Source organism: Allomuricauda sp. F6463D (genome assembly GCF_023015965.1).
In the GTDB taxonomy this organism is placed as follows: Bacteria; Bacteroidota; Bacteroidia; order Flavobacteriales; family Flavobacteriaceae; genus Flagellimonas.
The window spans coordinates 198058-213614 of record NZ_JALKAN010000002.1 but is presented as its reverse complement, the minus strand read 5'-3'; the positions used below and the strand labels follow the sequence as shown (position 1 = coordinate 213614).

Sequence of the window (15557 nt, the reverse complement as noted above, 5' to 3'; positions counted from 1 at the left end):
ATATGGGGATTGTTTTTACAAAACATATAACAAAGGGATATAGGCAAATTTATTTGTTGCTGTTGGTCCTGTGCTCGGTTTCTATGTATGCACAGCAAGACCCTCAATTCACCCAATACATGTACAATACCATGAGTGTAAACCCGGCCTATGCGGGAAATAATGGGCATTTGACGGCTTTATTGTTGCATCGTTCCCAATGGGTTGGGGTTAATGGAGCTCCAAATACTCAAGTATTGGCGGTGGATTCACCTTTGGAGAATAATCTTGGGGTAGGAGGGATTATTTCCCGGGATGCCTTGGGACCTTCTTCCGAAATAGCAGTGGACGGAAATGTCTCCTACACGATTCAATTGGACAGTGCCAATAACAAACTTTCCTTCGGGATGAAATTGGGCGGTCGCATTTTTGATGTGGATTTTTCCAAAGGACTTACCGAAGATGCAGATGTGGCCTTTCAAAACAATATTAAAAGCAAGTTTTTTCCAACCCTTGGAGCAGGATTGTATTATGATTCTGGCAAGGGATACCTTGGTTTTGCCATACCCAATTTCTTTTCGCAAAAGCATTACGATGGCGAGGAACAAGAAATAGCCGCAGAACGGTTACATTACTATTTTATAGGTGGGAAGGTGGTGGATTTGACTCCTGATGTAAAGTTAAAGCCCGCTTTCTTTGTGAAATGGGTGCCAGGTGCCCCAATGATTGCCGATGTTTCGGTAAATGCAATGCTCAAGGAAACCTTCACTTTTGGGCTGGCTTACCGCTGGGATGATTCTTTCTCTACCTTGTTGGGAATGCAGATCAATCCGAATTTTAGTGCAGGCTACGCTTATGATCTTACTACATCCAACTTGGCAGGCTATACGGGTGGCTCACATGAGCTGTTTGTTCGGTACGAGTTCAAATCATCTACAAAACAGAAAGAAGCACCCACATTTTAAAGGTTGAAAGGAGCCTCTTCGGTTAAAGAAAAATTCTGCGGCCAGAAATAGTGGTTATCTTTAGCATGGCAAACAAATGTATGGCCAGTAAAATTGATCTACTATGGAGAGGAATGAACTGTACCCCATCTTTTTAAAGGTATCGAATTTGAACGTGCTCATCGTTGGTGGAGGCAATGTAGGTTTGGAAAAATTGACATTTTTGTTAAAGTCGAGCCCTAATGCCCAAGTACAAATGGTGGCTCCGGAGTTTTTGTCAGACACCTTGGAACTGGGCGAAAAACACAATGTAGAAATAACGAAAGATGTTTATGCCGAAAAGTTTTTGAAAGGAAAACACTTAGTAGTGGCCTGTACTGACAATCCTGAAGTGAACGAGCAGGTGTATCATGATTGTCGAGAACGGAGTATATTGGTTAATGTGGCGGACAATCCACCGTTCTGTGATTTTTATATGGGCGGCATCGTGACCAAGGGCAATGTAAAAGTTGCTATATCCACAAATGGTAAATCCCCCACTACTGCAAAACGTTTACGTCAATTTTTTGAGGACGTTCTTCCCGAAAACATAGACGACCTTGTAAACAACCTAAACAAATACCGCAAAACCTTGAAAGGTGATTTTGAACAAAAGGTAGATGCTTTGAACGAATTCACAAAAGGGTTGGTGAACAAGAAAGATTGAATATTATAAACGCTTCATTGCTTCTATCAGATCATCTTTTTTTCTTGGTGAAATGTTTACTTGTAAATCATTATTCATTATCACATAGCCCCCATCCGACTTGATATATTTTTTCACTTTTTTTAAATTGATGACATAGCTATTGTGAACACGCATAAATTGATGTTCTGACAACAGGTTTTCGTACTCTTTTAAGTGTTTGCTCACCAATAGAGTGTTATTGTCTTCCAGAATAAAACCAGTGTAAGAACCATCTGCTTTACAAGCTATAATGTCATCAATTGCGATAAATTCCATGCCGGCAGTAGTGGCCAAACAAATTTTTTCGGGTCTGACATTTCCTCTTGAAATGCTTTGCATTAAAGTGTCCAATTGTTCTCTGTAAACATTAGTGTCCATTCGTGTTCTGGCTTTTTCTACCGATTGTTGAAGTTCATCCAAATCAATTGGTTTAAGGAGGTAGTCAAGAGAACTGAATTTTATGGCCTTTATCGCATATTTTTCAAAAGCCGTTGTGAAAATTACTTCAAAGTTTGGGTCTTTTATTTTATCCAAAACATCAAATCCAACTCCAGATTGAAGTTCAATATCCAAGAAAACGATATCCGGACTATAAACGGACAAAACCTTTATTGCTTCTTCAACGGAGTCCGCCATTGCTATGACCTGGACATCTTTACAAAATTCTTCCAACATAGATTTTAAGGTTTCCCTGCTATGTTTTTCATCTTCGATAATAACTGCTTTTAAAATCATAGGGTTATTTTAAGGGGTTATGAATTCGTATAATTATTTTGGTTCCGCTGGGTTGATTGTCAGAATCGTATTTGTCCACAATTTCTATTGAATTTCTATTTTTATTATCTATATCAAGCATTTCTAACCTTTTTTTGGTGATGCCCATACCGCGTGATTTATGCTCTTCGTTTCTAAATATAGTTGTTTTAGAGTGTCTTCCAATTCCATTGTCTTCTATTTCAACAATATAGTGGTCATCATTATTTAGAAATCTAAGGCTTATATTTTTTTTGCCTACTTTTTTGCCGATTAGACCGTGAATCAAGGAATTTTCAACAAAAGGCTGAATGAGCATTAAAGGAATTTCCACACTTTCGATATCGAGCTCATCATCTATGGTTATAGAATAGTTGAACGAGTTGTCGAACCTTAGAGCTTCCAGTTCAAGATACGATTTTAACAAATTGATCTCTTCCTTAAGTGTTGCTGTTGCCATATGGGAACTCTCAAGTATATTTCTGGTCAGTTTCCCAAATTTTGAAAGATAACTTAAGGCGGATACTTTGTTGTTATTTAGAATTAAGTGTTGAATTGAGTTTAGCGAATTGAAAATAAAATGAGGGTTCATTTGAGCTCGCTTGATACTTATCTCTTTCATCGAGATTTCTTTTTGCAAAGTCAATTTGTCCTCATAACCAAGCTTGATCTTGTAGGCAAGCCCCAAAGAAAAAATAAAAATTTCTATAGTGGAGCCACCCATCATATAGTATTTATTGAATGTGAACAAATAGCCCAATGCACCAATCATATAAATAAATGACCCCGCTACTATAAACGTTACAAGTATATCTTTTGCTTTATACAATAGATACGTCATAGAAAATAGCCCAAAAAGCGTCATTAGACCTCTTTGAAAATTTAGAATGCTTCCTTGCTCAATATAAAAACCGGAGAAATAAGTAAAACCATGTGATAATATCAACAAAACCAAAATTATCACAACAATGTTGATTATGATGTTGAGTAAAGGATAGTGCTTAGAGGTATTTAGATATAGCTTGGAAAATAACAGGTAAAATAGGTTGATCAGTATTTGTGAAACAAGTACAGTCCAGAAACCTATTTTACTTTCTGATAGGAATCGTAATGAAGGTATGTTGGCTGCTGAAAGATAAATTGCAGAGAAAAATACGTATAGGGAGTAAAACAGAAATTCAGTTTTTTTTATGTTTAGGTATACTACAATAAAGGTCAAAAAGAGAATTGAACAAGCACCAAAATATAATATGGATGGAATTATTTTTTTTACTTCCTGTACCGTGTAATAGGTAGTGTAAAATCGATTGGAATCATTGGATAGATAGCGGAAAGGCAACGTGTAAGTAGTCTTAAAATGCATTTGAGCTTTTACATACAAATATCTGCCGGAAATTAGATTCTGTTTTTGAAATGGAAAGCCATTGGGGTAGAAAAAAGAAGAATCTTTTTCATTACCGTCAAATTGCCCGAAAGCTTTTTGTTTTAGTGTGTTTTCAGTCATGTAATATAAAGTAGCCTCACTAAAAACAGCTGTTCTAAGACGCCATATTTTTTGGGTTGTTAAAGTGTCAAGCTCATCTTTAAAATCAATACGAATCCAATAGGAGGCATTAAGATCGTCCATTGATTTATTAGTAAATGGAGCGAAGGTATATTCATCTTTAAGGATATCCTCAATTCCTAACTCGTTGGCCTTGTCTTTTAAAAAATAAGAGGGAACTTCCTTTGTTTTGCGATCAGCAGAAAGATTTTGTGCAGACAGTGTGTTAAATTGGATTCCAAAAACTATAAAAGTATAGGTCCAAAACACTATATTTTTAAAGGAATATAATCGTACTCCAAACATTTGTAGAATCGACTTAAAACAATGATAAACTTTTAAAATAATGATTTGCTCATTATTTAGAGACCTTAGTTTGTTTATCATTTGAAGCATTGACAGGGTTATATTTTATGGAGATTATTTGTAAAGATTTTTCTTTCATTTATTGGGGAATTTGATTATTATTTATATATTTGATTAATTGGCACATCTATTTCTTACCATTGGATTAAAAAAAGTGTAATAATCATTACTGCATATTTTTGGTTACAAATTATTTTGTTGCATAACTTAGATATGGCAATTATGTATAATTTTGCCTGTTTAAAATAATCATTTTTGGGGGAAGAGTTAATTGTATATCTCAAAATCTTGTCATTCGCTTTCCTAAATTTCTGATCAAAGAGAGTTTTCCCGATATATAAGGACGAAAAACAACTCACCATTTTCTTTTCTTATGATAACTGTTGCGCAGCATAACCCCATACTTGCTTTCAGCTGAAGAAATTACTAATGGTGAGTTTTATTGATATGTTATGATATTATATTTTGGGCTACACCGTCTTCATCGCCAGAATCGAAGACATGAACATTAAAGTCCATAGTGCAGCCCAATATTTATATTTCTCAATGGTTAAATCTACATTGTCTAGATTTAAAATGTAACAGCAATTTGATGTAGATAGGGTTTGAGTTCATGGATAGCCATTTTGAGTTCATTTAAGTAAATTACATAAGCAGTTTTAAGTAAAATAGAACCCCCTTTTTAAGGGAGAATCCTACTTTACTTTTGCAGGGGGACACTAATTATTTCATGAGTTTGATTTATGGTTAAGCTGTATTGGATAATTCATGTTCTTTACGATGCATTTTAGATAGGTTATGAAATTGTTTATTGGGTATTCTTGCAATATAATGTCCTTTAAAATCAATGGATGTGATGTTGCTGAAATAACCCAGAACATCCTCGTAATCATTTACATTAATGCCTGATTTTTTTAAATTTTTGTGTATGAGGGATCCATTTGATCTAACGTCCCAATCACCATTTATTCTTTTATCTTTTGATTTAATGATTAGAACCTTCAGTTTCTTCAAGTGCCATGTTGGAATATAAAAATTTGATACTCCATCCTTAACGGATTTAAAGGTTACATAAACTTTCCCTACATTTTTATAGACATTTACCTTATAGCCCATTGTGGCATTGTTAAGAGGTAGTTTTAAACAGGATTCATCCGATTCCAAATAAAACAATATTGGATTGTTATTCAGTATTTCTTCGGTTATCTGTGGAACATCCAAAGTAATGGACCAACCAGGCAGTTGCTCTCTAATATCAAATGATAGTAACTCCACCGTATTCTGAGTTTTTGGTTCGTATAACTCTCCATGCCTTTTTGTTGTGGTAGCAGATCTTTTTAAAAGATATAAAGGATACCCTATGATTATAAGTGCACATAGCAATGTCCAAATGATTGTTAATAAATGCATGATGATTGTTTAAATTAAAAATATGGGAACTTTAATTATTGTTCAAATAACGAAGAATAATTGAAGTTTTGACCCATGAATAGACGGATGCATGTTCTGAATTGACGGATGAAAACATATCGATTAAATGCTCATTTCTACTGACGAAATGCATCTCGACGGGTCAATAATTGATAGTGCATGGTTGGTTCTCAAATAAAACCTATTCGAGTTTTGTAAATAATAGGTTTTTAATGTCCAGAATGGGCCATTAATTATTGAATCAACTTTCAAAAGCACTATTCTTTATTGGTTTTATCCATTTGACCAATGACTCCCATTACATCATAGTTTGCAATTTTTCTCGTGCTGTAATTTCTTTTTATGTGATTGATGTAAGTATGAATCTCTAAAGTGTAGTAGTTCTCTAATTCAAAAACCGGATCTTTTGCGATTTCAATACTGTCATTTATTTTCATTTTTCCATAAGCTCTGGCATGGTACACAATTTTGTAGTTATTCGTATCTGTGTCGACCCATTCAATGGTCACTTCAATAAAATCATCCATACGCTCCCTTAGTTTGTAGGAGGCGTGTTTTGGTATTTTACCAAATTCATATTCTGATTTTACCAAGTCTAATATCCAGTTTTCTAAAAAATCCCCTTTCATCTTCGATTAAGTTTTAGGTGTTTTGATTTGGGCCCATTTTTTGGGCTTTCGGTTCAAATTTCATTATCGAGGTTGATGGTTCTGCTCCTGGGGAGGTTGTAGAATCTTATAAATATAGGTTCCAGTTAGCATCCGATTTAACAAATGCTCATTTAGCAGGAGGGTATTGGTATTCTGGCAATTTTGTATTGGTTATAGGTCTTATTTCTCCATGTGTAATATTTTATTAAACCAGTTTAATGCGTTTTTTCTTGCTACTGAACTTTGATTATTGTCATCAAAATCAAAACCATGGCCAACTCCTTTATAAAAATTGAATTCCACCGGAGCTTTCTTTTCGTTCAATAATTCAATGAGGCAAAGCGTGTTTTCCGATAGATAACCTTCTTCAGGAATTTGATACAACATTGGAGCATAGGGTACATAAATGTTTCCCTTTAAACCATTGTCGCCACAAGCATTTGCTCCCCAATAATTATAACCTCCAGAGCCGCCATAATAGAAAACTCCACCAGCAAACCCGCTTTTAGGTTTTTGTGCAGGTGGCAATACCCCGGAAGAAGTATCATATTTTTTATCATCAAAACTTTGTGACCACTCCCAATCATTTGGAGTTTTATTTGTGTCATAAAGAGTGGATGCTACGGCACTTGCCCCGTCGGAAAATCCTAATAATCCTATATCTTGTGGCCTTACTACATTGGTTCCATCACTAAATTTCAGCTTTTTTAGAACCTCCAAAGCAGCATTGGCATCCTTTGGGCGAACAAATTGAGAACTTATTTTAAAATTGTCCGGAGCAGTAATCCATTTCCCCGTTCTTGTAGATACACCCCTTCCAGAGTAACTATCTACAAAGGCTCCAACGATACAGTTCTGATCAAACAGTTCTCTCCATTCACTATTTTGTCCGGACATTTTTCCAGTGTTTGAGTCATGGTTCGTCCACATACCGTCCGATCCATGCATGACAACCACGGCAGGATAGTTGACATTGTTGCAACCTTTTGGAACTGACAGGTAAATAGGAATTTCATAATTGTCCACTATGGCATACACAATTGTATCCATTGTCGATTTTTCCAACACAACCTTTGGGCTTTCCAATACGGATAGAATTGCATCGTCTTGGCTGCAAGACGAGCAAAAAACACCCAGAATAATAGGAACTAGATTGAGTTTTGACAAAGATTTAGGTAATATTTTCATAGTATCAATTTTAATAAGTACAACTACAATTAGAAATTCCTTGAAATAGGTCAATTCCCAAGGTTACTACATGGGTACCCTTTGAGTAGCCCAGTATTTCGTTCATAATTATTTGGTAAGAGTAACCAAAATAGAAATCTCCTTTTTTAAGTCCGATAACAGGTGCTATGTAAAGCGGTGACCCCAATTGATCGTTCAAAAATCTATAGGTTAGTCCCGCATAGTAATAGTCAAGAAAATCATACCACTTGAATTTAGTGTTTACATCAGTAATAGACCTGCCGTCATTTTCAAAATATTGAAAGAAGACTGAAGGTTCTATTTCGAAATCAGTTCTCCTATTTTTTCTGAATTTATAGCCTGAATAAACGTAATAGTTACGTAGGATGTTCGGTTCATATATCGGATTGAACTTTTCGAATTCTTTATTGAGAATGTTTGACGCATTTATGCTCATGTAAAATCCACCACGTCGATACAAAGTTCCTATGTCAAAATTTGGATTGCTCGATGCCCTATCGTTAATTATCGCTAAATCCTCTTTAGCTTGCGGATCAAAGTTTTCGATATCAATCCTAATTTGATTAAGATTAAAAGAAAGAGCGAATGAAAAATAATGATCATCATATTTATCAATGGTCAAATGGTGTGCAAATGAGATTTTTGCTCCTCTTTGTTTTGTCTCACCGTTGGAATCATTATAGATGACCATTCCAACCCCCGATCTGTTGCCTAAACGCACGTCAGCCGATAAAGATTGTGTGTCAGGGGCATCTTTAATACCGACCCATTGGGTAACTCCGTTCATTCGTATTTTCACGTAATTACCTATTCCTGCAAATGAAGGAGACATTATAAATGGGTTGTCGGACAAGTATTGTGACAATTGGGGTACGGTTAATTCTTGTCCTTTCACAAGGAATAGATTCATACATATCAGGAAAATTAGAACTCTCTTCATTTATCTATTAAATTTTATCTATATAATGTGAAGTGCCCAACGAATTCACGCCCAGACCCATCATTAAGTTTCACGATATACCAGTAATCTCCAGAAGGCATTGGTTTTGATTCATATTCCCCATTCCATTCATCTGTTGGACCCAAAATCTGAATTTTCCTTCCATATCTATCAAAAATGTAAGTCTCGATATCCGGGAATCGTGTAATATTCCTTGGACCCCAGTAATCATTTTGTCCATCATTGTTTGGTGTAAAAAAGTCTGGAATATGAAGATCTTCATAGTTTGATGTGATGATTTCTATGATTTCACAACCTCTATCGTCCACAACCCTAACCGCAACAGAACCACTTTGATTAAGGGTATATGTATTGAAGGATGTCCCGTCTTCATTATCAAAGTAATAAGTGTAAGGAGTATATCCACCAGTCACGTTCGCTATGATCTGATTAATGTTGGAACTTGAAACAGAAAGTTCCAAAGGTTCAATATCCTCAATGGTAAACGGATACTCAAAAAGACATCCGTTATTGCGCATGATGAAGAGACTGTGGTCACCAGAATTTATGTTGTTAAAATTTGGGCTTAATATAAAGTCATTTGGATCTGTAGAATCTAGAGCATACAAGAGATTATTGTTTACAGATGGATCTATAAATGTTACCAGAATCGAATTCGAGGGGAGGTTGTTCTCATTGCAGTAATAGACGGGATCTACTGATGCTCCCAAGTTTTCTTCAATTACCGTAACCTGTGCCATTGTAGAGGTGGAACAGTTTCCGTCTGCAGCTATGGTATAGGTGTACACGCCAGCCCCCATGGGAGCTGGACTCCAGTCTCCTCCATTATGAGGTGTTCCCCCAAGTGCGTTGAAAAGGTCCGCCGCAGTGATGGTATCACCTTGACAAATATATAAGACTGCATCATTGCCAGCATTTGGCTGTTGGGTCACAGTAACCTGTGCGGTGGCATTGGTGGTACACGGAGCTATTGCAGCTACGGTATAAGTGTAGACCCCGGCTCCTACGAAGGCAGGGCTCCATGTTCCCCCGATATCAGGGTTGCCTCCGAGTTGGGCGAAAAGATCCGCATCTGTCAGAATATCCCCCTCGCAGATGGCAATGACGCTGTCGTCCCCTGCTGTTGCGTTGGCTGTTATGGTCAGTGTCATGGTGTCCTGTGCGTCGCCGCAGTTGGTGCTGGTGGCCTCCAGTGTGAGCACCACGTTCCCGGCGATGATGTCGTTGGGTCCGGGGGTGTATACGGGGGTCAGGATGGTACTGTCGTCAAAGGACCCGTCCCCTGCGCTGCTCCATGCCAGGTCGTCCTGCCCGGATGCGGTAGGGACGGTGGTGGATAGGGCGAGGTCCAGGTCATCTCCCTGGCAGATGGTCTCGTCGGACCCTGCATCTGCTGTTGCGTTGGCTGTTATGGTCAGTGTCATGGTGTCCTGTGCGTCGCCGCAGTTGGTGCTGGTGGCCTCCAGTGTGAGCACCACGTTCCCGGCGATGATGTCGTTGGGTCCGGGGGTGTATACGGGGGTCAGGATGGTACTGTCGTCAAAGGACCCGTCCCCTGCGCTGCTCCATGCCAGGTCGTCCTGCCCGGATGCGGTAGGGACGGTGGTGGATAGGGCGAGGTCCAGGTCATCTCCCTGGCAGATGGTCTCGTCGGACCCTGCATCTGCTGTTGCGTTGGCTGTTATGGTAAGCTCGAAACTCTTCTCGTCAAAGCAGTTGGGCGTGGTTCCCGTTTCGTCATAGATGTAGAGTGTCAAGGGGTAGTCGCCAGGAGAGTAGTCCGCATAGGCGATAATATCCCCTGGGGCATACTCTGTCCCGTTGCCGTCGGGTTGGGTGAAATAAGCCTCGTTGCCGGTCAGGTTGTTCCCCGAGATAGGGGGTAGTTCATACTCGTCGCAAACCACAACATCATCTTCTGCGGGCTCGTCGAGCTCAGGAACCTCTATTAGACCAATCGAAAATACGTCTAGGTGATCAAAATCAACATTGTCAAAAAAGACATCCGTGCCTACTACGTTTGTAGCTGTTACAAAATCGATAGGCCCAGTAGTGAAATCGCCATCTCCATCTCTATCTATCATGAGTTGTATGCGACAAGCTTCATTTGGAAGGTCACCGGAACTTGAAAGATCCATTCGAATACTTACTCCGGATATGGGTGTTCGCCCTGGGGTTTGGGTAGATTGTACTCTCCATTCTCTAGAAATTCTTTCGGTAATACCCCCAGAAATAGGTAGTTCGATGTTGGTCAAAGCTATACTGGCGTGATCGTTTCCCCATAAAAGATAATTATGGTCGTAGGAGAATGAAGAAGGGCCTGTATCTATTGATGTTCTTGAATTATCAAGATTATCTGTTGTAAAATTGGAGTTTGTGGATATTGTTACCCTTGCTTCTGTATTTACACTTTTAGATATGCGTTGATAGAAATTGTACCTTAATTTAAGGTCTCCTTGTGTACCCGGTAGTCCTGCATCAAAATCTTCATATCTATCTTTACCAATACCCGAAATATCATATTGATATGTTGGGTCTATATTCCATATAATGGTGCCATCTGCTGCCAAATAATTATACCCTTGGTTACCTACTATACTGCCTAATTGTCCTGTAGTGTTTAATGTTATTCCATACTTTATGGCCAAATAACTTTCTACTCTTTGAATAGAATTAGCATCTAATGATCCATCGGCCACAAGAATTTCTGCTATATCTCCAGTAAGATTTGCATTGGAATCATTGTTGTTAAAATGTTTGCCCAACCTATTGTATAAATAAAGGTCATCTGCGGCAAGTGCGTGATTTCTTGAGGTATTGATGTCGTTGAGTCCATTTACCTTTGTTATAAGATTTTCTTCTTCAAAGCTCAAAGGGTCAATATCCCGTACAAAGACTCCCACAGTTGGTTCTCCAAGTAGGTCTATTCCACCGCCTTGAAAATAAGTGCCTACACCAGCCCATGTTCTTCCCACTGAAAAGCGATTACCATCCGAAACACCCAAAGATAGATTGGTGGTGGAGTTATGGTGTGTTTCTATATCGCCTCCAAAAAGTAATCTTTGAGTTTCTGCGGAATTACCTGCTCCTTGCGCACGGAACACGATGAAAATTGTGGTTTCGCTTCTAGAATCTGATCGAAAATGAAGTGCTTGCCCATTTCCACTGCCATCAAATTCTATTGCAGGGTTAAAATTAAATACGTTTCTTCTTAAAGTGGGTATTCCTGGTACTGACCCAACAGGAGTAAGAAAAGGAGGAGCTCCAAACGAATGTTGAAAACCTGCAGGAGGAGCCAAAGGGTAATCGGCTGGATTTAAAGGGTGCCTCACTGCATCTTGTTCGGTAAAGTCGATAAAATCGTACCATGTTGTTACCGGAGTACCGTCGGCAGGAGGCAATGGGGTAAACAGTTGGAGTTGCCCTGGAGAGGGAAGAGGTGGTGAGTTTACCGCTCTGTCCGCAGTTAGCCAAGTATCTACATGCTGTCCAGTTGCTTGTTGCGATACTAGTAAAGTAAACAATACTATTGTGCAACAGAAAAAGATTTGATTTTTTTTTGCTGAGAACTCTCTTCCAAGTTTATGTCCTAGGAAAAATTTGAGTAAAAATACCATCATAAGCAATTGATTTTATTCTGTTGTTTTCTTGAAAAGAGTATAACAGGTAAGATTTGGTTATATAAAATAAAGAACTATGTCTTAAATAATTACCCCTTAATTAACGAGTGATGCTTTAGAATTGACGAATGCCCCTAATTAGTTTATAGATGAGAAATCACTTGTTTTGGAAAACAACATTTTTGTAAGTTTATTCATAAATAAAATGCACTATAAGTATTTGTAATTGAACAACTCTTGTAATGGAATACTCATAAAAAAGCCACCAAGTTTTCTTGGTGGCCGAACCATCTAACGTGTAATAGGAACTCGAGAGTTACACTAAACCTAGTTCTTACATACAATATTTGTTAAGAATGGTTATTTGATCAAATTGATTTCTACCCTTCTGTTTTGTTGTCTCCCGTCTCTTGTTGCATTGGATGCTATTGGTTTTTCTTCACCATATCCAAGTGCAGTCAATCTGTTGTTGGATATGCCTTCATTTATCAAGAAATTCAACACAGCATTAGCCCTGTCTTCGGAAAGCTTTTGGTTGCTGTTGCTACTACCCACACTATCTGTATGACCTTCTACAGTGAATTTGGCTGTTGGATATTCGTTCAATATTTGAATGATATCTACCATTGTCGATACAGATTCTGTTTTAATAGTGGCTTTTCCAGTATCGAACAAAATTGTTTTCGCATAATCGTTCAGTTGTTTTTGCACTTCTTGTGTTACTTCCGGACAACCATTATTGCTTATTGGTCCTGCTAGTTCTGGACAATCGTCATCAATATCTGGTAAGCTGTCACCATCGGTATCTGGGCATCCGGAATATTCTACTTTACCTGGAATTTCAGGGCAACGATCTTTTCGATCTTCTATGCTATCACCATCGGTATCTGGACATCCATTAAATAGTTTTAAACCTGGAGTTTCTGGACACTCATCATCTTTGTCCAAAATACCATCTGCATCAGAATCTTTCCATGGACATCCATTATTTTCTTCTGGGCCCGCTTGATCTGGGCAATCATCATCTTTATCCAATATTCCATCATCATCAGAATCTTTCCAGGGACATCCTTGGTTTTCAATAGGCCCGGCGATATCGGGACAGTTGTCCTCTTTGTTGATTATGCCATCATTATCCTTATCTCGTAACTTACTTTGATATATCGGAATTTTTGCACCAGCATATAAATCAAGACCCTTAGTGTCTTTGCCTATTATTGAAGATAAAACAGAACCTGACCCCATATAAATAGGCCCTAGTCTAAATCCTGCACCCCATTGAAAACCTACTCCGCTCAAAAGACTGATAGGTGAGTAAACGGCCAACCATTTGGTTTCGTAGCGAGGGGTAAGCCTATACTGGTTTAATATACTTCCGGTGTTTGCTTTGGTTTTGGATGTAAGTGAAATATCTGCATTAAGATTGAGATAAAATTTGGAGCTTAGACTTAAGTCTGCATTGGTGTGCAATGCTGTGGGTAATATATAGTCTCTGGATTGTGTGCTCGATATTTGATCAAAGTTGTCCAACAATGCTTCTTCCAAAACATCTCCGTCGAAATTATCAATATCTTGAATTTTATTAAGATTATACAAACGATCGGTACCTTTTACGTCCAATATTTTTCCTAGATCAGTAATGGAAAGACCCAACTTTAATTTGTATTTATTAGCTCCTCTATCATCAACGCTACTCCCATCACTTTTCATTTTAGTGTAACGGGCATGATTTGGCCTCCACTCATAGACGAATCCGATATCTCCACCTATTCCAAAACCATTGTCAAGGTCTAGGGCTTCTCCTGTATTCCCATTTTCATCGATATTACCGGTATCACCAAGTCGTATTTCCCCTGTTGTGGTTACTTCTCTTGCACCAGCATTATAGTCTACTGAAATTCCGGTACCATCTATATAAACATTACCTATACCTTGAAGTACTTTTCCTGTGAGTCCACCTTTTAAAAAATGTTCTTCATCATTTAAAAGTACTCTGGCATAAGTTGCTCCAATTTCACCCCAAGCAGTAAAAGAGCCATATATACTATTTTCCACTAGATTGAAATCTTCATTTTCATTAAAACCGCCTTCCTTTTCCAAAAGGTAACCGTTAGCTTCATTTAAATTAAAAACCCCCCTTCCACGGGTAAAAATAGCAAGAGAGCTTTTCTCATTGATGCTGAGCATTACGGATGGGCCCATAACATCTATATTAAAGGCCAAAAAGTTGTCTATTGATGGGTACGTCTCAGCATTATCAAAAACAGAGCTGTAATCGGCAAAAGCATCGCTTAAATTAAATCCGATATAATCGTTACCATAGAGGGCGCTTATTCCTGCTAAGTTTATATCCATTTTTAGTCTGGAGTCTGCAATGTTGGCAGGGTTAGATATAATTCCATGAACACCGTTATAATTATCTTCTAAAAATCCAATGTAAGATTGAGATTGGATTACATTGATGGTAGAAACTAGTAATAAACCTATAACTAGTTTTCTTAAATACATTATTTTATTTTTCATATTCTACTATTTGGGTTTCATGTTTTTGAAAACACAAATAGAACATAAATAATAATGCTATTTAGATGCTAATAAACGAATCGGGCTTATGAATTGATGGATGGGTGAATTGAGTATATGTTTTTTTTATGCTATCGGAAAAATCCTACTTAATAATAGTTGGATATAAAAACAAAAAAACCATTACAACCAAGGAATTTTAAAATTCCTTGGCGTAACGGAAACCTCAACTAAACTAAACACTTTAATGACCAACAGTCTTCAAAAGTGAATTGCTATATGTGCATACGTTAAAAATTGATCTTGATTTTTCAATTGTGTAACGCTTTGATTGCAGGACAAACATAATAGCAATATATGGAATAAAAGTACCCCGATTAACGGATGACTTATTTGAACTAACGAATGGCCGTTTTGATTTGAGGAAGGAAAAAAACAAGCAAAAAAAACAGCCCTTAGGGCTGTTCTATATTTAATGAATGGTATAGTTTTTTAAACTTCTTCCACAGACGCATCCGGTGCATTCTTTTTTACAGAGGCAACACCGTTTTCCATGGCCGAATCACTAGAATACATTTCGCTATTACCTATAACTTGTCCGTTGGAAGCTTTTAGGTTGAAGAATGGACTTCCATCCTTTGCTTTGTTTCTTTCAAAATACTTATCGTCCTGTGAATGTTTTTTTACAGATTCGATCCCGTTTTCGCAAGCATCTTTGGATGAATATCCCTGACTGCTTAAAATTACTTGGCCGTTACCAGCTTTTAAATTAAACCTGAACTTACCAGCTTTATCCGTTTTAATCTCAAATTTTCCCATACTTAATCTATTTTAGGTAATAAATCTAGATA

The 15557-nt window shown here is 37.7% G+C and carries 11 protein-coding genes; 2 read left to right on the top strand and 9 right to left on the bottom strand.

Features of this window, described 5'->3' with window-relative positions; translation table 11 throughout:
* The first annotated feature begins 2 nt into the window (after window positions 1-2).
* Entirely contained in the window at window positions 3-944 is a 942-nt protein-coding gene (locus tag MWU56_RS09475) for a type IX secretion system membrane protein PorP/SprF (RefSeq protein ID WP_247043979.1), read from the top strand.
* A 103-nt stretch (window positions 945-1047) separates the two neighbouring features.
* The gene (locus MWU56_RS09470) at window positions 1048-1629 is read left to right on the top strand and encodes a bifunctional precorrin-2 dehydrogenase/sirohydrochlorin ferrochelatase (RefSeq protein WP_247043977.1); all 582 of its coding nucleotides are present in this window, start codon (window positions 1048-1050) and stop codon (window positions 1627-1629) included.
* A gap of 3 nt (window positions 1630-1632) precedes the next feature.
* Here the strand turns inward: MWU56_RS09470 and MWU56_RS09465 are convergent, their stop codons facing one another.
* The 9 genes from MWU56_RS09465 to MWU56_RS09425 all read right to left on the bottom strand — a co-directional run bounded on the left by MWU56_RS09465 (window position 1633) and on the right by MWU56_RS09425 (window position 15525).
* Entirely contained in the window at window positions 1633-2385 is a 753-nt protein-coding gene (locus MWU56_RS09465; RefSeq protein ID WP_247043976.1) for a LytR/AlgR family response regulator transcription factor, read from the bottom strand.
* Between the two features lie 4 nt (window positions 2386-2389).
* Window positions 2390-4252 (bottom strand): sensor histidine kinase, encoded by a 1863-nt coding sequence (locus MWU56_RS09460; protein WP_247043974.1) that lies wholly within the window; start codon window positions 4250-4252, stop codon window positions 2390-2392.
* 807 nt (window positions 4253-5059) lie between these two features.
* Window positions 5060-5722 (bottom strand): hypothetical protein, encoded by a 663-nt coding sequence (locus tag MWU56_RS09455; protein WP_247043972.1) that lies wholly within the window; start codon window positions 5720-5722, stop codon window positions 5060-5062.
* 278 nt (window positions 5723-6000) lie between these two features.
* Entirely contained in the window at window positions 6001-6372 is a 372-nt protein-coding gene (locus tag MWU56_RS09450) for a hypothetical protein (RefSeq protein ID WP_247043970.1), read from the bottom strand.
* Window positions 6373-6573: 201 nt separating this feature from the next.
* Entirely contained in the window at window positions 6574-7581 is a 1008-nt protein-coding gene (locus MWU56_RS09445) for a hypothetical protein (protein WP_247043968.1), read from the bottom strand.
* Window positions 7582-7591: 10 nt separating this feature from the next.
* Entirely contained in the window at window positions 7592-8542 is a 951-nt protein-coding gene (locus MWU56_RS09440) for a type IX secretion system membrane protein PorP/SprF (protein ID WP_247043966.1), read from the bottom strand.
* A 14-nt stretch (window positions 8543-8556) separates the two neighbouring features.
* Window positions 8557-12183 (bottom strand): T9SS type B sorting domain-containing protein, encoded by a 3627-nt coding sequence (locus MWU56_RS09435; protein ID WP_247043964.1) that lies wholly within the window; start codon window positions 12181-12183, stop codon window positions 8557-8559.
* A gap of 360 nt (window positions 12184-12543) precedes the next feature.
* Complete coding sequence (locus tag MWU56_RS09430) at window positions 12544-14706, bottom strand: DUF5723 family protein (protein ID WP_247043962.1); 2163 nt, start codon at window positions 14704-14706, stop codon at window positions 12544-12546.
* A gap of 492 nt (window positions 14707-15198) precedes the next feature.
* Window positions 15199-15525, bottom strand: a complete 327-nt coding sequence (locus tag MWU56_RS09425) for a YegP family protein (RefSeq protein ID WP_247043960.1) — start codon at window positions 15523-15525, stop codon at window positions 15199-15201.
* Window positions 15526-15557: the final 32 nt, after the last annotated feature.

Excerpts from the sequence above, each read along its gene's own strand:
- MWU56_RS09475 (WP_247043979.1), top strand. The coding sequence starts at position 3 with ATGGGGATTGTTTTTACAAAACATATAACAAAGGGATATAGGCAAATT.
- MWU56_RS09470 (WP_247043977.1), top strand. The coding sequence starts at position 1,048 with ATGGAGAGGAATGAACTGTACCCCATCTTTTTAAAGGTATCGAATTTG.
- MWU56_RS09465 (WP_247043976.1), bottom strand. The coding sequence starts at position 2,385 with ATGATTTTAAAAGCAGTTATTATCGAAGATGAAAAACATAGCAGGGAA.
- MWU56_RS09460 (WP_247043974.1), bottom strand. The coding sequence starts at position 4,252 with ATGTTTGGAGTACGATTATATTCCTTTAAAAATATAGTGTTTTGGACC.
- MWU56_RS09455 (WP_247043972.1), bottom strand. The coding sequence starts at position 5,722 with ATGCATTTATTAACAATCATTTGGACATTGCTATGTGCACTTATAATC.
- MWU56_RS09450 (WP_247043970.1), bottom strand. The coding sequence starts at position 6,372 with ATGAAAGGGGATTTTTTAGAAAACTGGATATTAGACTTGGTAAAATCA.
- MWU56_RS09445 (WP_247043968.1), bottom strand. The coding sequence starts at position 7,581 with ATGAAAATATTACCTAAATCTTTGTCAAAACTCAATCTAGTTCCTATT.
- MWU56_RS09440 (WP_247043966.1), bottom strand. The coding sequence starts at position 8,542 with ATGAAGAGAGTTCTAATTTTCCTGATATGTATGAATCTATTCCTTGTG.
- MWU56_RS09435 (WP_247043964.1), bottom strand. The coding sequence starts at position 12,183 with ATGATGGTATTTTTACTCAAATTTTTCCTAGGACATAAACTTGGAAGA.
- MWU56_RS09430 (WP_247043962.1), bottom strand. The coding sequence starts at position 14,706 with ATGAAAAATAAAATAATGTATTTAAGAAAACTAGTTATAGGTTTATTA.
- MWU56_RS09425 (WP_247043960.1), bottom strand. The coding sequence starts at position 15,525 with ATGGGAAAATTTGAGATTAAAACGGATAAAGCTGGTAAGTTCAGGTTT.